General features: G+C 61.1%; 19 protein-coding genes and 1 pseudogene. 12 read left to right on the top strand and 8 right to left on the bottom strand.

What is annotated here, in order from left to right; translation table 11 throughout:
• Positions 1-33 precede the first annotated feature (33 nt).
• The 4 genes from Tal182_RS22080 (at position 34) to Tal182_RS22065 (ending at position 4,595) form a co-directional block, all read left to right on the top strand.
• Positions 34-495 carry a hypothetical protein gene (locus Tal182_RS22080; RefSeq protein WP_085860740.1) on the top strand — a complete coding sequence of 154 codons (462 nt, stop codon included), beginning with the start codon at positions 34-36 and terminating at the stop codon, positions 493-495.
• 6 nt (positions 496-501) lie between these two features.
• Positions 502-1,194: an ATP-binding cassette domain-containing protein gene (locus tag Tal182_RS22075; RefSeq protein WP_064811589.1), complete on the top strand. Its 693-nt coding sequence runs from the start codon at positions 502-504 to the stop codon at positions 1,192-1,194.
• Positions 1,191-2,462, top strand: coding sequence for an FtsX-like permease family protein (locus Tal182_RS22070; protein ID WP_085860739.1), 1,272 nt, complete (start codon positions 1,191-1,193; stop codon positions 2,460-2,462). Before Tal182_RS22075 ends, Tal182_RS22070 begins: the two co-directional genes overlap by 4 nt.
• Positions 2,463-2,708: 246 nt before the next feature.
• Positions 2,709-4,595 carry an MFS transporter gene (locus Tal182_RS22065; protein WP_085860738.1) on the top strand — a complete coding sequence of 629 codons (1,887 nt, stop codon included), beginning with the start codon at positions 2,709-2,711 and terminating at the stop codon, positions 4,593-4,595.
• 43 nt (positions 4,596-4,638) lie between these two features.
• Here Tal182_RS22065 and lpxE read toward each other — a convergent pair whose 3' ends face one another.
• Together lpxE and leuB are read right to left on the bottom strand one after the other, a co-directional pair.
• A complete protein-coding gene (gene lpxE, locus Tal182_RS22060; RefSeq protein WP_189637618.1) occupies positions 4,639-5,391 on the bottom strand; it encodes a lipid A 1-phosphatase LpxE in 753 nt (250 codons plus the stop codon).
• Positions 5,392-5,569: 178 nt separating this feature from the next.
• Complete coding sequence (gene leuB / locus Tal182_RS22055; RefSeq protein WP_085860737.1) at positions 5,570-6,682, bottom strand: 3-isopropylmalate dehydrogenase; 1,113 nt, start codon at positions 6,680-6,682, stop codon at positions 5,570-5,572.
• A 170-nt stretch (positions 6,683-6,852) separates the two neighbouring features.
• Here leuB and Tal182_RS22050 point away from each other — a divergent pair, with 170 nt between their 5' ends.
• Complete coding sequence (locus tag Tal182_RS22050; protein WP_085861024.1) at positions 6,853-7,785, top strand: pyridoxal-phosphate dependent enzyme; 933 nt, start codon at positions 6,853-6,855, stop codon at positions 7,783-7,785.
• Positions 7,786-7,886: 101 nt separating this feature from the next.
• Here Tal182_RS22050 and leuD read toward each other — a convergent pair whose 3' ends face one another.
• From leuD to Tal182_RS22035, 3 genes are all read right to left on the bottom strand, one after another.
• Positions 7,887-8,495 carry a 3-isopropylmalate dehydratase small subunit gene (leuD, locus tag Tal182_RS22045; protein WP_064708129.1) on the bottom strand — a complete coding sequence of 203 codons (609 nt, stop codon included), beginning with the start codon at positions 8,493-8,495 and terminating at the stop codon, positions 7,887-7,889.
• A gap of 237 nt (positions 8,496-8,732) precedes the next feature.
• Positions 8,733-9,152, bottom strand: coding sequence for a glyoxalase/bleomycin resistance/extradiol dioxygenase family protein (locus tag Tal182_RS22040; protein WP_085860736.1), 420 nt, complete (start codon positions 9,150-9,152; stop codon positions 8,733-8,735).
• Positions 9,153-9,258: 106 nt separating this feature from the next.
• Positions 9,259-9,492 carry a hypothetical protein gene (locus Tal182_RS22035; protein WP_064708240.1) on the bottom strand — a complete coding sequence of 78 codons (234 nt, stop codon included), beginning with the start codon at positions 9,490-9,492 and terminating at the stop codon, positions 9,259-9,261.
• Between the two features lie 113 nt (positions 9,493-9,605).
• Between Tal182_RS22035 and Tal182_RS22030 the strand changes: the two genes are divergently transcribed.
• Together Tal182_RS22030 and Tal182_RS22025 are read left to right on the top strand one after the other, a co-directional pair.
• The gene (locus Tal182_RS22030; RefSeq protein WP_085860735.1) at positions 9,606-10,511 is read left to right on the top strand and encodes a CoA ester lyase; all 906 of its coding nucleotides are present in this window, start codon (positions 9,606-9,608) and stop codon (positions 10,509-10,511) included.
• Entirely contained in the window at positions 10,511-10,717 is a 207-nt protein-coding gene (locus Tal182_RS22025) for a DUF1737 domain-containing protein (protein WP_009996762.1), read from the top strand. The genes Tal182_RS22030 and Tal182_RS22025 overlap by 1 nt, the downstream gene beginning before the upstream one ends.
• Before the next feature lie 23 nt (positions 10,718-10,740).
• Here the strand turns inward: Tal182_RS22025 and Tal182_RS22020 are convergent, their stop codons facing one another.
• The gene (locus Tal182_RS22020; RefSeq protein WP_064811585.1) at positions 10,741-11,178 is read right to left on the bottom strand and encodes a metallopeptidase family protein; all 438 of its coding nucleotides are present in this window, start codon (positions 11,176-11,178) and stop codon (positions 10,741-10,743) included.
• A gap of 162 nt (positions 11,179-11,340) precedes the next feature.
• Here Tal182_RS22020 and Tal182_RS32805 point away from each other — a divergent pair, with 162 nt between their 5' ends.
• The 5 genes and pseudogenes from Tal182_RS32805 (at position 11,341) to bfr (ending at position 18,143) form a co-directional block, all read left to right on the top strand.
• Positions 11,341-12,294: a hypothetical protein gene (locus Tal182_RS32805; RefSeq protein ID WP_245344800.1), complete on the top strand. Its 954-nt coding sequence runs from the start codon at positions 11,341-11,343 to the stop codon at positions 12,292-12,294.
• Positions 12,295-12,334: 40 nt separating this feature from the next.
• The gene (locus Tal182_RS22015) at positions 12,335-13,753 is read left to right on the top strand and encodes a DNA polymerase Y family protein (RefSeq protein ID WP_064811584.1); all 1,419 of its coding nucleotides are present in this window, start codon (positions 12,335-12,337) and stop codon (positions 13,751-13,753) included.
• On the top strand, positions 13,750-17,202 hold the full coding sequence (locus tag Tal182_RS22010; RefSeq protein WP_085860733.1) for an error-prone DNA polymerase: 3,453 nt from the start codon (positions 13,750-13,752) through the stop codon (positions 17,200-17,202). The genes Tal182_RS22015 and Tal182_RS22010 overlap by 4 nt, the downstream gene beginning before the upstream one ends.
• Before the next feature lie 90 nt (positions 17,203-17,292).
• Positions 17,293-17,692: pseudogene (locus Tal182_RS22005) on the top strand ((2Fe-2S)-binding protein).
• Positions 17,658-18,143: a bacterioferritin gene (bfr, locus tag Tal182_RS22000; protein WP_064805736.1), complete on the top strand. Its 486-nt coding sequence runs from the start codon at positions 17,658-17,660 to the stop codon at positions 18,141-18,143. Before Tal182_RS22005 ends, bfr begins: the two are co-directional and overlap by 35 nt.
• Positions 18,144-18,224: 81 nt before the next feature.
• Here the strand turns inward: bfr and Tal182_RS21995 are convergent, their stop codons facing one another.
• Both Tal182_RS21995 and Tal182_RS21990 read right to left on the bottom strand, forming a co-directional pair.
• Positions 18,225-18,758 (bottom strand): RNA pyrophosphohydrolase, encoded by a 534-nt coding sequence (locus tag Tal182_RS21995; RefSeq protein WP_085861023.1) that lies wholly within the window; start codon positions 18,756-18,758, stop codon positions 18,225-18,227.
• A gap of 25 nt (positions 18,759-18,783) precedes the next feature.
• Positions 18,784-19,980: a divergent polysaccharide deacetylase family protein gene (locus Tal182_RS21990; protein WP_085860732.1), complete on the bottom strand. Its 1,197-nt coding sequence runs from the start codon at positions 19,978-19,980 to the stop codon at positions 18,784-18,786.
• Between the last annotated feature and the right edge of the window lie 24 nt (positions 19,981-20,004).

Genomic DNA, 20,004 nt, shown 5'->3' with positions numbered 1-20,004 from the left:
TCAGCGGCCGGGATCTGCTTCCTGGAGGTCGCCATGGACATATTCTCTTCGCTGCATCTCAGCCGCCGCCGGCTGATCGGCGCCGCTGTTGCGCTTCCCTTTACCGCCTCCGTCGTTCGCGCTGCCGATCCTTCGCTCTCCTTCGGCGAGCTCTATGGTAAGTTCGGCGTGCTCGGCCTCGAATTCTCCGACAAGGTGAAGCGCGTTGCCGGCCAGGAAATCAGCATGAAGGGCTTCATGGCGCCGCCGCTGAAGGCCGAGGCGCAGTTCTTTGTACTCACCGAAGTGCCGATGTCGCTCTGCCCCTTCTGCTCTTCGGATGCGGACTGGCCCGACAATATCGTCGTGGTTTATCTCTCGGAAAAACAGACCTTCGTGCAGCCGCGCCAGACAATCGAAGTGCGCGGCACGCTGGAATACGGCTCCTGGACGGATCCGGAAACCGGCTTCGTCAGCCTGCTGCGGATCCGCCAAGCCGAATATTTCGCTGTTTGAACCGACATGCTCGCACTCGATATCGAAAACCTTGACGTTACCTTTCCGGGCCTCTCCTCGCCGGCGCTGGCGATCGGCCGCCTGTCGATCGTGGCCGGCAGCAGGGTCGCGATTACAGGAGCATCAGGCTCCGGCAAGAGCACCTTCGTCAATGTCGTCACCGGTCTGGAGCGGACGCGGCAGGGCCAGATCCGCTGGAACGGTGAGGATATCGCCGCTTTTTCGGAAAGCCGGCGCGACCGGTTCCGCGCCGTCAATATCGGCCTGGTCATGCAGGAATTCCATCTTTTCCCCGGCCTGTCGGCACTCGAGAACGTGCTTCTGCCTGCCCGGCTTGCCGGCGCCGCGACGGCCGCCGTCATCGAGCGGGCGCATGTGCTTTTGAACACCGTCAACCTGTCCCGGCCCGGCCAGAAGATCGAGACCATGTCGCGCGGCGAGATGCAGCGCGTGGCGATCGCCCGGGCGCTGCTGCGCAAGCCCGGTGTCATCATTGCCGATGAGCCGACCGCGAGCCTTGACGCCGAAAGCGGTGAGGCCGTCGGCGATCTCCTCCTCGAGCTTGCCAATGCCGAAGGCAGCACGCTGATCGTCGTTTCCCACGACCAGCGGCTCGCCGGCCGTCTCGACCGGCGCATCACGCTCAGTTCCGGCCGGATCAGCGAGGATGCCATTGCCGTTGCGGGGGAGGCTGCATGATCCGCTTCATTTGCGCCGATCTTCGCCGCCTGTGGGCGGGATCGCTGGTTGTCGTGCTGTTGGTGGCGCTTGCGACCGCGCTCGGCGTCTCCTTGGTCCTGCAGGAGCGGGCGCTTCGCCTCGGCAGTGCCCGCGCCGCCGATAAGTTCGACCTCGTCATCGGCGCCGGCGGCAGCGAGACGCAACTCGTGCTCTCCTCCGTCTTCCTGCAGCCCTCGCCCCTGCCGTTGATGCCGGGCGAGGTGCTGGCGAGACTTGCCGCCGACCCCCGAGTCGACTGGGCGGCGCCGATCGGCTTCGGCGATTCCTTCTCCGGCTACCCGATCGTCGGCACGACGGCAAAAATGTCGAACAAGCTGTCCGGTGACTTTGCCGAAGGCAAGGCTTTCACGCACGAAGGAGAGGCAGTGATCGGCTCCGCGGTCAGGCTTTCGCTCGGCGATGAAATCAAGCCGATGCATGGTTCGGCGGAAGAAGGGGGCGAAACCCATACCGAACTCGCCTATCATGTCGTCGGCCGCCTGCAGCCGACGGATACTGCCTGGGACCGGGCGATTCTCGTTCCCATTCAGGCGGTCTGGCACATTCACGGGCTGGACGCCGAGGAGCATGCGGAAGGCGCCGAGGAGGGCGGACACGATCGTGATCATGCCGGCGCCGATCATGACGCGCATGATCATCATGGGAAGCTCGATCCGGAAGCCGTGCTGAAAGAGACCTGGGCCGCAGATGCTCCAGGCCTTCCGGCTATCCTCGTCAAACCGAAAACGATCGCCGATGCCTATAAGCTTCGACAGGACTATCGCAACGGCAATACCATCGCCGTCTTCCCCGGCGAGGTCCTGACCAATCTTTACGCCACGCTCGGCGACGCCAAGCAGATCCTTGTCGCGGTCGCTTCCGGCGCGCAAGCTCTCGTCGCGGCCTCGCTGGTGCTGGTCACGGTCATCCATATCGGCCAGCGCCGTCGTCAGATCGGCGCGCTCAGAGCCTTCGGAGCCCCGCGCGGCGCGATCTTCGGAATCGTCTTCCTGGAATTCTTCTTCCTGGTGGCGGTCGGCATAGCACTTGGATTTGCACTCGGTTTCGCCGCGGCGCTGACCTTGTCCGGCATGCTCTCCCAGACCAGCGGCATCGCCATGCCGGTTGGCTTCGCCCGGGAAGATGCCGGGCTTATGGGAGTGTTGCTTGCCTTTGCCGGCGTTCTCGCCGCGTTGCCGGCGGTGCTTGCCTACCGGCAATCGCCGGCGCAGGCGCTGAGGGCGTAGCAGGTTCCCTTTCGCAAACCGGCCGAAACCGTCCCGCCGCCAATGTCATCCCGGGCAGGAGGGCTGAGCAACGCCCCGATGCGCGTGACGGAACGCGGCCTCGTTAGACTAAAGTCATAATCCCAAAGCATCTCTCTTTGCGGCCTGTCTTTTCTGGCACACTCTCGTCAGGCGTGTCGCGGCCAGGGGTATGCTTTGAGGAGAGTAGGCTGCGCGCGTTGCTTATCACTCTGTGGAGGACAGACAATGGCAAATGTCGCAAGCATCGACGGCGCGAAGGCCGGTCCGATGACGGGCGAAGAGAAGAAGGTCATCTTCGCCTCTTCGCTCGGCACCGTTTTCGAATGGTATGATTTCTATCTCTACGGCTCGCTCGCCACCTATATCGGCGCGACCTACTTCACCCAATATCCCGAGGCAACGCGCAATATCTTTACGCTGCTCGCCTTTGCCGCCGGCTTTCTGGTGCGTCCGTTCGGCGCCCTGGTGTTCGGCCGTCTCGGCGATCTCGTCGGCCGCAAATATACCTTCCTGGTGACGATCCTGATCATGGGCATGTCGACCTTCCTCGTCGGTATCCTGCCGGGTGCCGCCAGCATCGGCATCGCCGCCCCGATCATTCTGATCGGGTTGCGTCTGCTGCAGGGTCTGGCGCTCGGCGGCGAATATGGCGGTGCGGCGACCTATGTCGCCGAACATGCGCCGAACGGCCGTCGCGGCTATTTCACCTCATGGATTCAGACGACGGCAACGCTCGGCCTGTTCCTGTCGCTGATCGTCATCATTCTCGTTCAGTCGCTGATGGCTCCGGCTCAATTCGCCGCCTGGGGCTGGCGTATACCGTTCCTGGTCTCGGTCGTCCTGCTCGGCATTTCGGTCTGGATTCGCCTGAAGATGAATGAATCGCCGGCATTCCAGCGCATGAAGGCGGAAGGCAAGGGCTCCAAGGCGCCGCTGACCGAAGCTTTCGGGCAGTGGAAGAACGCCAAGATCGCACTCATCGCGCTTCTCGGCGCCACCATGGGCCAGGCGGTCGTCTGGTATGGCGGCCAGTTCTATGCGCTGTTCTTCCTGCAGAACGTGCTGAAGGTCGACCTCTTCTCGGCCAATGTCATGGTCGCTGTTGCGCTCTTCCTCGGCACGCCATTCTTCGTCATCTTCGGCGGCCTTTCCGACAAGATCGGCCGCAAGCCGATCATCATGGCGGGCCTTCTCATCGCGGCGGTGACCTATAATCCGCTGTTCAAGGCGATGACCTGGACGGCAAACCCGGCACTTGCCGAAGCGCAGGCCTCGATCCGTGCAACAGTTACGGCCGATCCGGCGGACTGCAAGTTCCAGTTCAACCCGACGGGCACGGCGAAGTTCACCAGCTCCTGCGACGTGGCGACGGCGTTCCTGACCAAGAACTCGGTGCCTTATGACGTCGTGCCCGGCCCCGCCGGACAGCCGGCGACGGTGAAGGTCGGTAACGCGACGGTCCCGAGCTTCGACGCCGCTGCCGCCGGCGACAAGGCGAAGGGCATGACCGCCGCTTTTGAAAAGGGCGTCAACATTGCTCTTCACGATGCCGGCTACCCGCTGAAGCGCGGCGTCGCCAAGGTGCCGGATGCCAAGCTCGATGCCTTTATCGCCGCCAATCCGGAACTTGCGCTCAATGCCGAGGCCGTACGCACCGGCGAGAAGGAAACCATGCCGGCAGCCAAGCTGGTCGAAGGCAAGCTGCTGACGGCGGACGAAGCCAATGGCGTCACCGATATGGCGGTCTACAACATCGCCAATGGCGGCACCTTCGCCATGGTCGCCGACCCGAATCGCGTCAACTGGATCGGCACGATCGCCATCCTGTTCGTCCTCGTGATCTATGTGACGATGGTCTATGGCCCGATCGCGGCACTTCTGGTCGAGCTCTTCCCGACCCGCATCCGCTACACCGGCATGTCGCTGCCCTATCACATCGGCAACGGCTGGTTCGGCGGCCTGCTGCCGGCGACGGCCTTCGCGATGAGCGCTGCCGCAGGCGATATCTATTACGGCCTCTGGTATCCGATCGTCTTTGCGGCGATCACCCTTGTCATCGGCGTGATCTTCCTGCCGGAAACGAAGAACAGGGATATCCACGCATTGGATTGATGACGCGTTCGCGTCTGACATGCTCGAGAAAACGGCCCGGCGCTCACAAGACGCCGGGCTTTTTCACGTCGGGGAACAGGCGCTTGGCGAGCGGCCAGCCATCCGGCGCCAGTTTGAAGAGCAGGCCGCAGCGGGCAAAGACGATTGCCGTCAGTAGCGAGAACCAGCCGCCGAGTGCGAGGCCGGCGATAACGTCGCTTGGATAGTGCGCACCGACCATGACGCGCGTCATGGCAAGCCAGATGGCGCAGGCGATGAAGAGAATGCGGTAGCGCGGAAACAGAAGCGCAAAAGCGGCAAAGAAGGCGCCGACCGTGGTGGAATGGCCGGACGGAAAGCTTTCGAAAGCGGCATGGCCCGAAAAGGGTGTGAAAGAAAACATGCCGTAATCGTGGAAATGGTCGGGACGCGCCCTTCCAATCGCCCGTTTCAGGAGATTGGCGAGAAGTCCGGAGAAGACGACCGTGGTGAAGAGATAGGCGCCGATCCAGCTGACATAAAGTGCCTGCGCCTTGGAGCGCGCGCTCTTCAAAAGCTTGTAACCCGCCCTGCCCTGAAAGAAGAGCAGAATGCTGATGCAGATCAGCCAGGCAGAATCGCCGAAGCCGGTCAGCAGCTGGCCGAGCTGCTTCACCGCCGCAGGGCGTTCGCTGGCGCCGACCGGGGCATCGAAGAGCAGCATGGAAAGAGCCACGGCATTGATGGTGACGAAGAGGCAGGCCTGCCAGCGCAAGGGCGGCATGCCAACGCTGCCGCGGCGCCAGCGCCTATCAAGGGAAGCCCAAAATGCCCGCATCCTGTCGTCCGTTCGATTTTGCCGGGTTAAAATTCGGCGCAAAAATACACGAGATTGTGGCTGAGAATAGTCCGTTTCGGATATTTCGGCCGACCCGGCTGCGGCTGCTCGGCCTCACATGAAAAAGCCCTCCGCATGCGTGATGCGAAGGGCGGGAAACTGTTTCACGTGAAATATATCAGACGGAAAGCGCCTTGAACTCGGCGAGGATCGCATCGCCCATCTCGGCGGTGCCGACTTGCCTTGCGCCATCGGCCATGATGTCGCCGGTGCGGATGCCCTTGTCGAGCACGTTGGCGATCGCCTTTTCCAGATCGTCGGCTTCCTTCACCAGGTTGAAGGAGTAACGCAGGCACATGGCGAAGGAGGCGATCATGGCGATTGGATTGGCAATGCCCTTGCCGGCGATGTCGGGGGCCGAACCGTGCACCGGCTCGTAGAGCGCCTTGCGCTTGCCGGTTTTACCATCCGGCGCGCCGAGCGAAGCCGAGGGCAGCATGCCGAGTGAACCGGTCAACATGGCGGCGACGTCGGAAAGCATGTCGCCGAAAAGATTGTCGGTGACGATGACGTCGAACTGCTTGGGCTGTCGCACGAGCTGCATGCCGCCGGCATCGGCCAGCATATGTTCGAGCTGAACGTCGGAATATTTCGCCTTATGCGTTTCGGTCACGACCTGGTTCCACAGCACGCCCGACTTCATGACGTTGCGCTTTTCCATGGAGCAGACGCGGTTCTGCCTTGTGCGGGCCATTTCGAAAGCGACGCCGGCGATGCGTTCGATCTCGTAGGTATCGTAGACCTGCGTGTCGATGCCGCGCTTCTGGCCGTTGCCGAGGTCGATGATCTCCTTCGGTTCGCCGAAATAGACGCCGCCCGTCAACTCGCGAATGATCAGGATATCGAGGCCTTCGACCAGTTCCGGCTTCAGCGACGAGGCTGAGGCCAGGGCCGGATAGCAGATGGCGGGGCGCAGGTTGGCGAAGAGCTGCAGGTCCTTGCGCAGGCGGAGCAGGCCGGCTTCCGGGCGCACCTCATAAGGCACGCTATCCCATTTCGGGCCGCCGACGGCGCCGAACAGAACGGCGTCGGCGGCAAGCGCCTTCTGCATGTCGGCTTCCGAGATCGCCGCGCCATGGGCATCATAGGCGGAGCCGCCGACAAGGCCTTCGTCGGTGACGAAACCGGCATTCATCGCCTCGTTCATATAGGCGATGATCTTGCGGACCTCGCCCATGGCCTCGGGACCGATGCCGTCACCCGGCAGCAGGAAAAGATTGCGCGCTGTCATGGAGCCCTCCTGGAAAAACAAGCTGCGGCTTCTTAGACCCCGGAAATGGGCATTTCAAGCGAGAGAACGGGTGAATCGGTACGCTTCGCTCTCTCAGCGCCGACGGTTGCTCCGACGCCTTCAACTGGAATAGAACGGTGGGCTCCAGCATTTATTTCCGGAATGTTTCCATGCCTTCAGCGCCTCTTCATCTCGACACGCCTCTGGCTCGAACAGCGCCTGATTACAGCGCCAGCGGCAAGCCGCTCTGGCTGAAGCTCGATGCACTGCAGCCCTCCGGCAGCTTCAAGCTGCGCGGCGTCGGCCGGCTTTGCCGGCACGAGGTGGACAATGGCGCGCGCGAGATCTTCTGTGCTTCCGGCGGCAATGCCGGTATTGCCGCGGCCTATGCCGGCCGGGCGCTCGGCGTGCCGGTCACGATCGTCGTGCCGGAGACGACGGCGGCCGATGTCCGGCAGACGATTGCCGCAACCGGCGCCAATGTCCTCGTGCACGGAGTTGTTTTCGACGAAGCCAATGCCCACGCGGTCGAACTCGCCCGCAGCCGCAAGGCAAGTTATGTGCATCCTTTCGACCATCCGCTTCTGTGGGATGGCCATGCGACGCTGATCGACGAAGTGGTGGCGAAGGGTGCAAAATTTGACTGTGTCGTCACCAGCGTCGGCGGCGGCGGGCTGCTTGCCGGCATTGTCGAGGGGCTGAAGCGAAACGGGCTGCCCGACGTGCCTGTGATTGCCGTCGAAACCGAAGGGGCAGCTTCGCTGCATGAGAGCCTCAAGGCAAATGAGCGCATCGCCCTGCCCGCAATCACCTCGATCGCCACATCGCTCGGCGCGCGGCAGGTGGCCCCGCATGTCTTCGACCTGCCGAAACGGCATCCGATCGAAAGCGTTCTCGTCAGCGACGCCGACGCCGTTGCCGCCTGTCTGAAATTTGCCGATGCGCAGCGCATCCTAGTCGAGCCGGCCTGCGGTGCTGCCCTTGCCGTTGCCGATGTGCATGCCGGGCTGCTTGCCCGCTTCGACAATCCGCTGATCGAAGTCTGCGGCGGCATCGGCGTGTCGCTGGAAAAGCTGAGGCTCTGGAAAGAGAAATTTCTCTGAGCTGCGGCAGTTACAGCGTCCTTTGCGCGCGTGAGATGCGCGCCGCTATAAAGAAAAAGCCGGGCGAAAGCCCGGCTTGATCGATCGGCAGTTCGTCAGGGTTAAGCGGCCCAGGGATGCGAAGCGGCGTTCTTCTTTTCGAATTCGTCGATCGCCTTGCCCTTTTCCAGGGTCAGGCCGATATCGTCGAGGCCGTTCAGCAGGCAGTGGCGCTTGAACTCGTCGAGATCGAACTTGATCGAGCCGCCATCGGGGCCGGTGATCTCGAGGTTCTCAAGATCGACGGTCAGGATGGCGTTGGAGCCGCGCGAGGCGTCGTCCATCAGCTTATCGAGATCTTCTTGGCTCACCTTGATCGGCAGGATGCCGTTCTTGAAGCAGTTGTTGTAGAAAATGTCGGCGAAGCTCGTCGAGATCACGCAGCGGATGCCGAAATCGAGCAGCGCCCAGGGAGCGTGTTCGCGCGAGGAGCCGCAGCCGAAATTGTCGCCGGCGACCAGGATCTTGGCATCGCGGTAGGCCGGCTTGTTCAGCACGAAATCGGGATTTTCGGAGCCGTCTTCATTGTAGCGGGCTTCGGCGAAAAGGCCCTTGCCGAGACCGGTGCGCTTGATGGTCTTCAGATAGTCCTTCGGAATGATCATGTCGGTGTCGATGTTGACGACCGGCAGGGGGGCTGCAACGCCCGTGAGCTTCACGAATTTATCCATGACCCATGCTCCATTTCAGCAAATGTACTTTCCTGAATGTGCATCTAGTCCAGTTTTTTGCCGAAATGAAGGAGAATCTTTCTAAAGCGTACCGCGATCTTTCAGATTCGCTTGCTACGCTTTAGGTCTGGTCTGCCGCATGTCGTTCTCGCAAAACCGCTGCACACTTTTGCGCGACATGCTTTCAAATGGTGGCCACGCGGCGTTTCGCGTGGCCTGGCAACGGTACGCGCCGCGTTATTTGGCGGGCGCGTTCAAACCCCAGAGGACGCCGAACGGGTCGCGAAGCTGGCCGTAACGGTCACCCCAGAACATCAGTTCGACCGGCATGACGACTTCGGCGCCGGCGGCCACGGCACGATCCCACCAGAAATCGATATCGTCGATGACAAGCTGGATGGCGAAGCCTTCATGACCTTTGAAGGGATGGCCGTATTCGGGATAGGCATCCGCCAGCATGAGGGAGCTGCCATTGATATAGAGATGAATATGCATCGTCCGGCCGCTTTCATCGACCGGCACCCTGTGGGCCTCTTCGGCACCGAAGGCCTTCTTGTAGAATTCCGCGGCCTTCACCGCGCCATCGACGGTCAGATAGGGCAGCAGGCCATTCTTCACCGGCGGCAACTTGGCCGGCTTGTTTTCCGTCGTATCCATGCTCGTCCTCCATCGTTTTTGAGCGCCGGCAGAATGCCCGGCTGCTTCAAAGACGTATCATGGAAGCATGATGCGACAGTGTCGGCGATTTTTTTGAAAGCAGGCCTCAGAGATCGATGATCGTGCCGCGACCGTCGTTCCAGATGCGCATCTCCGGCTTGCCGTTGTTTGCCTTGGCGCGCACCGGAGCAGGCTTCATCTTCATCGAAAGCGCGCGTCCGACCATGAGCACGGTCAGGATGCCGCCGACGGCAAGCGTCACCGAGAAGGTGAGAAGCAGCATGGCGACAAAAAAGGTGGCGCCGGCCAGCATGAAGAAGATGGAGCGAATGTTCTGCATGGGTTTGAGACCTTTCTACAGAAAGGAATGTGGTCCTTCCTTTTCCTCTCTGCAAGGCAAGCATGGCTTTTTGTTGTCTTGCCGGGCTTTGCGAAGCTTGGCACTAATGGCTGATGAAGCAAACTACACCTCTGCGTTCCTCAAGTCTGCGCCGCTCGGTGCTGAGTGTCCCGGCCATCAATCTCCGGGCGCTCGAAAAGAGCCGTTCCCTTGATTGTGATGCGGTTATTTTTGATCTGGAGGATTCCGTCGCGCCCGAGAACAAGGGTCAGGCGCGGGAAAATCTGCGGGCTTTTTTTGCCGGGCCGCCGCTTGCGGGCAAGGAAAGGATCATCCGCATCAATTCTCTGTCATCCGCATTCGGGGCGGCGGATCTCGATCTGGTCAAAGCGCTTTTGCCCGACGCCGTTCTCCTGCCGAAAGTGGATGGCCCCCAGGATGTCACCGACATCGGCGATCTGCTTGCCGATGCGAATGCGCCGGAGGAGCTGCGCATCTGGGCCATGATCGAGACGCCGCGTGGCGTGCTGAATGTCGGGGCGATCGCCGAAGCCGGCTGCATACCGGGGGCGCGGCTCGATTGCGTCGTCGTCGGCCTCAATGATCTGCGCAAGGAAACCGGCGTCCTGCCGCAGCCGGGGCGAAGCTTTCTCGTGCCTTGGCTGATGCAGATCATTCTGGCGGTCAAGGCCTATGGGCTCGATGCGCTCGACAGCGTCTTCAACGATTTCCGGGATGGCGAAGGTTTCGACGTCGAATGCGGGCAGGGACGCGCCATCGGTTTTGCCGGCAAGATGCTGATCCACCCCGCGCAGATTGCGGCCGCCAACCGGCATTTCGGCCCGAGCGCGGAGGAGATTGCCGAGGCGCAGGCAATCATATCAGCCTTTGCTGATCCGGCGGCCAGGGGCCTCAACGTCATCAATGCGAACGGGCGGATGATCGAGCGGCTGCATCTTGTCCAGGCCGAAGCTCTGGTTCATAAAGCGCGTCTGATTTCTGCAAGAAAGCACGCCTGATGAAACTCTACCGCTTCCTGACCGGCCCCGACGACGCTTCCTTCTGCCACAAGGTTACCGCCGCCCTCAACAAGGGCTGGTCGCTGGAGGGTTCGCCGACCTATGCCTTCAATGCCGCAACCGGCGCGATGCAGTGCGGACAGGCCGTCGTCAAGACTGTCGAAGGCAAGGATTATGATCCGGAGATGAAGCTCTCCGAGCAATAGGACCTTCTGCCGAACGCACGGTTTCAGCGCTCGGCAGCTTCCTCGGCGCTGGCCTCGATCCGCTCCATATCCTCGTCGCTCAGCCCGAAATGGTGGCCGATCTCGTGGATCAGGACGTGAGTGATAATATCGCCGAGCGTCTCGTCGTTCTCGGCCCAATAATCGAGGATGGGGCGGCGGTAGAGACGGATGCGGTTCGGCATCTCGCCGGTTTCCACGGTGAAACGTTCGGAAATTCCCCTGCCCTCGAAAAGGCCGAGCAGATCGAAAGGGGTTTCCAGCGCCATGTCCTCGAAAACGTCGTCATCGGGGAAATCCTCGATCTCGATCGTGAGATTGGTCGTTAGCTGGCGGAATTCATCCGGTAGATGGCTGTAAGCCTCCATGGCCAGCGACTCGAAGGTGCTGATCGTCGGCGCATGGCGGTCCTGCCAATCATCGCTCTGGTCTATGCGGGCCATGAATATTCCTTCCTTTGCGGGCCCATATAGAACCTTTGCCGCCGATTTTCGAGTGCGGAATCAAAGGCAGGAATAAATTCATAGAAAATGGTTGTTGACTCTTCTTCAGCTCTCTGGAATCCATAAGAACATAACAGGAACAAGACGGATGGAGTAAACGCCATGGCGCAGAACGCCCTGGCGCGCGAGCGGCTTTTTGCGCTCCGCGAAACCATTGCCAAGCTGGAAGGAAAGCCTGCGCCTGCGCTTGCGGCAGCGGAGCGGGAAGCCCTGGCTTCGGGTGAGGCCGGGCGGCAGGATGCGGAACGGAATGGGCGCGCACAGCGCCTGCCGTTTGGCGTGACATCGCTCGACGAAGCGATGGAAGGCGGGCTGCCGCTCGATGCGATAACGGAAATCCGTTCGACGCTTTTCCGGGATGCGGGAGCTGCCAGTGGGTTCGCCCTTGCGGCCGCAGCGCTGCTACAGCGAGTGGAGGAGGCGAGCGATTGTTCGCCAATACTCTGGATCGGCGATACGATCTCGACGATGGAAGCCGGTCTTCCCTATGCAGTGGGTCTGCAGGATTTCGGCCTGCGGCCCGAGTGTTTCCTGCAGGCTTTGCCGCGCAAGCTCGACGAGGCGCTCTGGCTTGCGGAAACCGCGGTGGAAAGCGGCGCCTTTTCGGTGGTCATCCTGGAGATCAGGGGCAATCCTGCGCATTTCGGCCTGACCGAGAGCCGGCGGCTCGGTCTTCGCGCCAAGGCGGCCGGCCGGCCCCTCTTCCTGCTTCGGCAGGCCGGAGAGGAGGAGGCGAGCAGCGCCGCCTTCCGGCTGCTTGCCGAACCCGCGCCCTCCGGCATGCGGGCTCTGCCGGATGGATCGAGACTTGCCGGCAGTATCGGCAATCCGGTTTTTCATCTCAGCCTGGAGAAGAGCCGCAACCCGGCTCCGCTCTCCCTTCTTCTGGAGTGGAACCCCCATGAACGTCAGTTTTTCCCCATCGACAAGCCAAGGCGCGCTCTTACTCCAGACGAACGGTCAGCGCATCCTGGCGCTCAGCTTTCCGCATCTTTCGACGGACAGGATCGCCCGCAGAAAATGGGGTCTTTCCTGGCGTTCGAGAGGGCGTCCTGAGGCTGCGCCGATCGTCTGCGCCGGAAAGTACGAAAATGCCATGCGGCTGACGGCGCTGGACGAGGCCGCGGAGGCGCTTGGCCTGAAGAAGGGTCAGGGTGTCGCGGAAGCGCGCGCCATGCATCCGAAACTCGATATCGTTGAGGAGGATTCGGCCGCCGATGCGCGGCTGCTCGAAGCCATCGCCGACTGGTGCGACCGCTATACGCCGCTGGTGGCGATCGACGGACGGGACGGGCTGTTTCTCGACATTAGCGGCTGTGCCCATCTTTTCGGCGGCGAGAGAGCGTTGCTGAAGGATATTCTCCTCAGGCTTTTCCATATGGGGCTCGACGTCCAGGGTTCGATCTCCTCTTCCCCCGGCCTTTCCTCGGCCATCGCTCGTTTCGGCAATGGCGGCGTCATCGAAGACGAGGAAATGGAGGATGTGCTGGCGCCGCTGCCGGTCGCCGCGCTTCGATTGAACGAAGACACCGTGGCATCGCTGAAGAAGCTCGGGCTGAAATATATCGGCGATGTCATGAATGCGCCGCGGGCGCCGTTGACCCGCCGTTTTGGAGCGAGCCTGCTTTTGCGGCTCGATCAGGCGCTCGGACATGACGAGGAACCGGTTTCGCCGCGCCTGCCGGTTGCGAGCCTTTCGGCCGAGCGGCGGCTGGCCGAGCCGATCGGCACCGAAGAGGATATTCTTGCCCTTGCCGGCCAGATCGCCGTGTCGCTGAAACCCTCCCTGGAAGCTCGCGGCGCCGGTGGCCGCGTCTTCGAACTCGTGCTGTTTCGGGTCGATGGCCGGGTTTTCCGGATTTCGGTCGGCGCTTCACGGCCGCTCAGAGAGCCGAAGCGGATCGCGGATCTTTTTTCCCAGCGTCTGCAGGCAATTCATGATGATCTCGATGCCGGATATGGTTTCGAGATCCTGCGGTTGAATGTCGTGCGCCATGAGCCCTTCGAAGGCACACAGGGTGACTTCGACGGCGGCCGGCAAAGAGAGGTCTCGCTTGCAGCTTTCGTCGACCGCGTCGCGGCCCGCCTTGGCGCGGACTGTCTCCAAAGCTTTCAGCTCCGCGAAAGCCACGTGCCGGAGCGTGCCGCTATTGCAAGCCCGTTCATGGAAAGTTTTCCGGCGCATCGCAGGAGCGAGGGATGCCGTCTTTCCCCAGCTCGCAGCGAGCGGCCCCTGAGGCTTTTTGCCAGACCGGAACCGGTGGAGGCCTTGCTTGCCGAAGTTCCGGAAGGGCCGCCGCAAAGTTTCCGGTGGCGCCGTATGCAGCATCAGGTTCTGCGCAGCGAAGGCCCGGAACGGCTTGCCATGGAGTGGTGGATCGATGGCGCCGACGCCAAAACGCGTGACTATTTCCGTGTCGAGGATAATGCCGGGCATCGTTTCTGGATTTATCGCGAAGGCTTTTACGGTGAAGAGCCGCCGCCGCGCTGGTTCATGCACGGGATTTTCGCATGAGTGCGGCACCTGCATTTTTCGAGATCGGCGCCCGCACCAATTTCTCCTTTCTGGAGGGTGCTTCGAAGCCCGAGGAAATGGTGGTGCAGGCCGCTGCGCTGAAACTTTCCGGTCTTGGAATCGCCGACCGGAATTCGGTAGCCGGCGTCGTTCGGGCGCATGCGCAGGCGCAGGAGATCGAAGAGAAATTCAGAAGAAGGCACGAGAAGAACCTCGACGGCAGAGAGGAAGAGAAGGTTCTCGATCCGATCCGGATTCAGCCGGGCGCCCGTCTCGTTTTTTCGGACGGAACGCCTGATATCCTTGCTTATCCTGAGAACAGGCAAGGGTGGGCGCATCTCTGCCGTTTGCTGAGTGCGGGAAATTTGAGAGCGGAGAAGGGATCCTGCCTGCTTTACGAGGCGGATATCATGGAATGGGGAGACAAGATGATGCTTGCCCTCGTTCCCGGCCAGGCGGCTGCCATCGAGCCTGTCGCCCAGCAGGAATTGGAAGCCTGTCTCGCCCGGTTCCGGAACCGTTTCGGCAAGGCGTTTCACGTGGCGCTGGCGCCTGCCTATGATGGCCGCGACAGGCAGGTTTTCGCGGCACTTTCCGTGATCGCCGCCCGCCACCGCATTCCTGTCATCGCGACCAACCAGCCGCTCTATCACCATACGGATCGCCGCCCCCTTTCCGATATCGTCATCTCGATCCGGGAGCATGTGCCGATCGCCGAGGCAGGATTTCTTCTTGCTCCGAATGCCGAGCGTTATCTCAAGGACCCACGTGAAATGGCCCGGCTGTTTCGCGACTATCCGGAGGCGATTGCCAATACCGGGACATTTTTCGGCAGGCTTTCGTTTTCGCTCGATGAGCTGAAACACAATTACCCGTCGGAAAACGATCCCGGCGAGACGCCTTATGAAACCCTCGAGCGTCTGACGAAGGAGGGCGCTGTGAAGCGCTATCCGGATGGCGTTCCTGCTCAAATCCAGACCCAGATCGACTATGAACTCAATCTCATCCGGGAGAAGAAATACGAGCCCTATTTCCTGACGGTCCACAAGCTTATCCAGCATGCACGTTATGAATTGAAGATCCTGTGCCAGGGCCGCGGTTCTGCAGCCAACTCGGTCATCTGCTATTGCCTCGAGATCACGGAAGTCGATCCGACCAAAAGCACGTTGCTTTTCGACCGCTTCATCTCGATGGATCGTGACGAGCCGCCTGACATCGATGTGGATTTCGAGCACGACCGACGCGAAGACGTCATCCAGCACATCTACAGAAAATATACCAAGGAGCATGCCGGGCTGACGGCCGGTGTCACCACCTATCGCACCCGTTCCGCCGGCCGCGAGGTCTCCAAGGCCTTCGGGCTTTCGGAGGACGTCCAAGCGGCGATCAGCAGCCTGGTCTGGGGCTGGTCGGAGGATAATCTGTCGGAGCGGGATGCCAAGGCGGCGGGGCTCGATATTTCGGACCCGGTGACATTAAACGTTCTGCGCTATGCGTCCGAGCTCCTCGGATTTCCGCGTCACCTGACCCAGCATGTCGGCGGCTTCGTCATCACCCGGGACCGGCTCGATGAAGTCGTGCCGATCATGAAGACGGCGATGCCGGATCGCTACATGATCGAATGGGACAAGGACGATCTCGACAATGTCAAGATCCTGAAGGTCGATGTTCTGGCGCTCGGAATGCTGACCTGTCTCAGGAAAGCTTTCTCGCTGCTCGAACTGCATTACGACGTGAAGAAAACCCTTGCCGATCTCGGCAATAGGGAACACGGAGACGAGGGCGTACCGGTTTATGACATGATGTGCCGGGCCGACACGCTGGGCGTCTTTCAGATCGAAAGCAGGGCGCAGATGAGCATGCTGCCCCGGCTGAAGCCGCGACGATTCTACGATCTCGTGATCGAAGTGGCGATCGTCCGTCCGGGACCAATTCAGGGCAATATGGTCCATCCCTACCTGACGCGACGGGAGCAGTCGCATTCTCCCGGTTTCAAGATCGACTATCCGAAAGACGAGATGATCCCGATCCTCAAGCGGACGCTTGGCGTCCCGCTGTTTCAGGAACAGGCGATGCAGATCGCGATTACGGCGGCGGGATTCTCGCCTGCCAAGGCCGACCGCCTGCGCCGCTCGATGGCGACCTTCAAGCGGTTGGGAAAGGTCAACGCGTTCAAGGATGATCTGATCAATGGCATGACCAGCAGAGGCTATCCGAGGGATTTCGCCGAACGCTGCTTCAGCCAGATCGAAGGCTTCGGCGAATATGGCTTTCCGGAAAGCCATGCGGCTTCCTTCGCCCTGCTGGTCTATGCCTCGTCCTGGATCAAGGCCTATTATCCCGACGTCTTTTGCGCTGCCATGCTCAATTCGCAGCCGATGGGCTTTTACGCGCCGGCGCAGCTTGTTCGTGATGCCAGGGAACACGGGGTCGAGGTCCGACCCGTCGACATCAACAGATCCAATTGGGATTGCCATCTCGAAGAGGCGGTATTCGACAGAACTGCCGTCGATAGGCGGCATGCCGATATGCGAGCCATCATCAAGGCAAAGCGAGCCGTTCGCCTCGGCTTTCGGCAGGTCAAGGGTCTGTCCGAGAAAGCGCTGGAGAGCCTTCTCGCCAACAGGGGCGATGGTTATGGCTCGGTTCGTGATCTCTGGCTGCGGTCCGGTCTCGACAAAGCCGATATCGAAAGGCTGGCGGATGCCGATGCCTTCGGCTCGATCGGCCTGTCGAGACGTGAGGCGCTTTGGGCTGCAAGGGCATTGGATACGAAATACGCTCCTGAAAAATTGCCTCTGTTCGATCGGGTGAACCATATCGATCTGCAGGTCGAACCGAAGACCAGTCTGCCTGATATGCCGCCGGGCGAGCAGGTGATCGAGGACTATCGTTATCTGTCATTGTCGCTGAAGGCGCATCCGGTGTCTTTCCTGCGGGAGGAATTCCGAAAGATGGGCATCACGCGCAATGTCGATCTCCTGACGGTGCCGAACGGAAAGAGGGTGACTATCGCCGGTCTGGTGCTGGTGCGCCAGCGCCCGGGTTCGGCCAAGGGCGTAATCTTCATGACGCTGGAGGATGAGACCGGCGTTGCCAACGCTATTGTCTGGAGCAAGATATTCGACAAATACCGGGCGGTCGTCATGGGCGCCCGGCTCGTGAAAATCCGAGGCAGGCTGCAAAGCCATAGCGGCGTAATCCATACGGTCGTCGAGCATATCGAGGATATGACGCCGGCACTTGGCATCCTACAACGCGAGGCCCGACGCTTCGGCGCCTGCGAGCGCGCCGACGAGGTGCTGAGGCCAGGGGTCGATCCACGACAGAGAAGGCTTGCGAATGCGCAGGAAAGTGTGGAATTGGAAAGGCAGGCGGGTGCCGCGGACCGCCATGCCGGTGCGGCGGAAACCGCCGGGGTCATGCCGCGCGGGCGGAACTTTCATTGAGCAGTCGGATCGACCGGGGCATGCCTCATCGTGCGATCGCCGCACAGTTTCAGTCAATCTGCAACAGGCCGCGCCCATCGCTTCCAATCGATGCCGTCGGATTCGAATTTTTTCTTGACAGCCGCCATCTTCTTTAGCAGAAAACACGATAGTCAGTGTCATGTTTGGAAATGAAGACGTGCTTGTCTGCAGCTGCAATTACATAACCGACAAGGAAATCCGGGAGGTTATCATCAACCTTCTCGACGAAGATTGTTGGCAGCTTATCGTGCCTGCGAAGGTCTATCATGCGATGGAAAAGCGAGGCCGTTGCTGCGGCTGCTTCCCAAATGTGGTCGACATCATTATCCGTACAACCGAGGATTATCACGCCCGCCGCCACTCGACGGAAGCTGAAATATTTGATTTCATGTCGCGCTTGAAGCAATTCCATGAGGAAAACAGGAGAGCGGACATTGAAAGGCGACAAAAAGGTCATCGAGCGGCTTAACGAGGCACTGTTCCTCGAACTCGGGGCGGTCAACCAATATTGGGTTCACTATCGTCTTCTCGAGGATTGGGGCTACACCAAGCTCGCCAAGAAGGAACGCGCCGAATCCATCGAAGAGATGCATCATGCCGACCGGCTCGTCGCCCGCATCATCTTCCTCGAAGGCCATCCCAATTTGCAGACTCTGGCCCCTCTGCGCATCGGCCAGAACGTCAAGGAGGTCCTCGAAGCCGATCTCGCCGGCGAGTACGACGCCCGCACGGCCTACAAGAAGTCGCGCGATATCTGTTATGACGCCGGCGATTACGTCTCGATGAAGCTGTTCGAAGAGCTGCTGGCCGATGAAGAAGGCCATATCGACTTCCTCGAAACGCAGCTCGATCTGCTCGAAAAAATCGGTGAAAGCAAATACGGCCAGCTCAACGCCGATTCCGCTGACGAAGCCGAATAAGCTCCTATTGGATGTCGGCCGCTTCAGAGCGGCCGGCACTCCTGCGCTCGCCGCGCACAAAACGGAAGCATCCCGGCATGATCAGCCTTCCGATTGCAACGCCGCCAGATGCTGGAACTCGGCGATCACCTGGTCGTAGACAGCGCGTTTGAAAGGAACGATCAGGCCTGGCAGTGCCTGCATCGGCTTCCATTCCCAGGCATCGAATTCGGGATCGTGGCCGCCGGGCGGCGGATTGATGGCGATCTCGCTCTCGTCGCCCTCGAAGCGGAAGGCGAACCAGCGTTGCGTCTGGCCGCGAAACTTCCCTTTCAGCCCGATGCCGATCAGCGCCGGCGGCAGATCGTAATTGATCCAATTGCTTGCTTCGGCGAGCAGCGTCACCGTGCTGATGCCGGTTTCCTCATAGAGCTCGCGATAGGCGGCGTCCAACGGATCCTCGCCCTTGTCGATGCCTCCCTGTGGCATCTGCCAGAGCTGCGGCGAGCCGTCATATTCGGAATTGCCGTCAGGGATACGCCGGCCGGCCCAGACCAGGCCATCGCGGTTCAGGATCATCACGCCGACGCATGGGCGATAGGGCAGATCCTCGGCTTTCACGGTCGCCTGGCTCATCTTCTTCTCCGTTGAGGACATCATCTCAGGGGTTTCTGGGGTCGTTGGAAAGCGACGCGACGCCGACGATCTCGATGCCGCGCATCGAAGCCTCTTCGCTCCACTTGGCAATGGCGTCGACGCTTTCGTCAAAAGCCGAGGCGATGCCGATCGCCTGGCCGTTCTTGCGAGCGATGCGTTCGAGCTCGTCGAGTTTCTTCAGGATGGCGTTGACGTCAAGCTGGCCGTCGAGCTGCAGATCGGCAAAGGCATAGGGCAGTTCGGTCCCCTTGGCGACATCAGCCGTTTTCGACTGCGCCGACGTCCCGTCATCGAGGAAGAGCAGGCCACGCTTGCCGATATCGCGCATCACGGGTTCCATGGCGGCAGGGTCGGAAAGGAAACGGCCGCCGAGATAGTTCATGATGCCGGTGTAGTTGGTGATCTCGCCCATCGCCTTGTGCAGGTTCTCGATGTTGCGGGCGACCGGCTTGGAGGTGAGCAGGGTCTCCGGTCCTGGATCGTTGGCCGGATAATCAAAGGGTTCCAGCGGCACCTGCAGGAGGATTTCATGGCCGCCGCGGCGAGCCTCCTGCATCCAGCGCTGGAGGCTGTTGCCGCTTGCGGCAAAGGCCAGCGTGATCTCCTCGGGCAATTCGGCGATGGCGCGCTGCGTTCCCGTCTGGCTGAGCCCAAGGCCGCTGACGACAATGGCAACGCGCACACCGCGGGCGCCGGACGAGGGACGGGCATACTGATCCATCGGCCGTCGGCCGTCGGGGCCGACGATCGGCAGCCTGCCATAGGCCGAATCCTCAAGCAGTGTCTCGTTCGGCAGCGCCGCCATGCGCGGATCCTGGCCGATCTGCATGGCATCGACCAATACCGGCCCGCTGCCGTCGCGGGGACGGGGGCTGTACTTGGTAACGATGGAGCCGTCACCGGTGACCATCTGCTCGACATTGGCGCCCGAACGCGGTTCGGCGCGCGGTATGCCATCCGCCGCCTGGCCGGCCGGCGTCTGTGCCGGTTGAGACGTGCTGGAAGAGGGCGCTGCCGCTTGCTCGGTTGTCGGCGGTTTTTTGCGTTCGAGCCCGTCGCCGCGAAACGCCGTATAGAGAGAGAAGCCGCCTATCGCGAAAAGGCACAGACTGGCGGCGATGCGGCCAAGGCGCAGCACTCCCGGCCGCCGGCTGCCGGTTTTGCGGTTGCGCCCCAAAGGCGCATGCAGGTCCGTTCCCAATTTTCTCGCCCGCTCCAAACCGGG

Origin of the sequence: Rhizobium sp. TAL182 (assembly GCF_002117725.1) — a bacterium.
GTDB classification, from domain to species: Bacteria; Pseudomonadota; Alphaproteobacteria; order Rhizobiales; family Rhizobiaceae; genus Rhizobium; species Rhizobium esperanzae.
This window is presented reverse-complemented; position numbering and strand designations above follow the sequence as displayed.

Excerpts from the sequence above, each read along its gene's own strand:
- Tal182_RS22080 (WP_085860740.1), top strand. The coding sequence starts at position 34 with ATGGACATATTCTCTTCGCTGCATCTCAGCCGCCGCCGGCTGATCGGC.
- Tal182_RS22075 (WP_064811589.1), top strand. The coding sequence starts at position 502 with ATGCTCGCACTCGATATCGAAAACCTTGACGTTACCTTTCCGGGCCTC.
- Tal182_RS22070 (WP_085860739.1), top strand. The coding sequence starts at position 1,191 with ATGATCCGCTTCATTTGCGCCGATCTTCGCCGCCTGTGGGCGGGATCG.
- Tal182_RS22065 (WP_085860738.1), top strand. The coding sequence starts at position 2,709 with ATGGCAAATGTCGCAAGCATCGACGGCGCGAAGGCCGGTCCGATGACG.
- lpxE (WP_189637618.1), bottom strand. The coding sequence starts at position 5,391 with ATGCGGGCATTTTGGGCTTCCCTTGATAGGCGCTGGCGCCGCGGCAGC.
- leuB (WP_085860737.1), bottom strand. The coding sequence starts at position 6,682 with ATGACAGCGCGCAATCTTTTCCTGCTGCCGGGTGACGGCATCGGTCCC.
- Tal182_RS22050 (WP_085861024.1), top strand. The coding sequence starts at position 6,853 with ATGCCTTCAGCGCCTCTTCATCTCGACACGCCTCTGGCTCGAACAGCG.
- leuD (WP_064708129.1), bottom strand. The coding sequence starts at position 8,495 with ATGGATAAATTCGTGAAGCTCACGGGCGTTGCAGCCCCCCTGCCGGTC.
- Tal182_RS22040 (WP_085860736.1), bottom strand. The coding sequence starts at position 9,152 with ATGGATACGACGGAAAACAAGCCGGCCAAGTTGCCGCCGGTGAAGAAT.
- Tal182_RS22035 (WP_064708240.1), bottom strand. The coding sequence starts at position 9,492 with ATGCAGAACATTCGCTCCATCTTCTTCATGCTGGCCGGCGCCACCTTT.
- Tal182_RS22030 (WP_085860735.1), top strand. The coding sequence starts at position 9,606 with ATGAAGCAAACTACACCTCTGCGTTCCTCAAGTCTGCGCCGCTCGGTG.
- Tal182_RS22025 (WP_009996762.1), top strand. The coding sequence starts at position 10,511 with ATGAAACTCTACCGCTTCCTGACCGGCCCCGACGACGCTTCCTTCTGC.
- Tal182_RS22020 (WP_064811585.1), bottom strand. The coding sequence starts at position 11,178 with ATGGCCCGCATAGACCAGAGCGATGATTGGCAGGACCGCCATGCGCCG.
- Tal182_RS32805 (WP_245344800.1), top strand. The coding sequence starts at position 11,341 with ATGGCGCAGAACGCCCTGGCGCGCGAGCGGCTTTTTGCGCTCCGCGAA.
- Tal182_RS22015 (WP_064811584.1), top strand. The coding sequence starts at position 12,335 with ATGCGGCTGACGGCGCTGGACGAGGCCGCGGAGGCGCTTGGCCTGAAG.
- Tal182_RS22010 (WP_085860733.1), top strand. The coding sequence starts at position 13,750 with ATGAGTGCGGCACCTGCATTTTTCGAGATCGGCGCCCGCACCAATTTC.
- Tal182_RS21995 (WP_085861023.1), bottom strand. The coding sequence starts at position 18,758 with ATGAGCCAGGCGACCGTGAAAGCCGAGGATCTGCCCTATCGCCCATGC.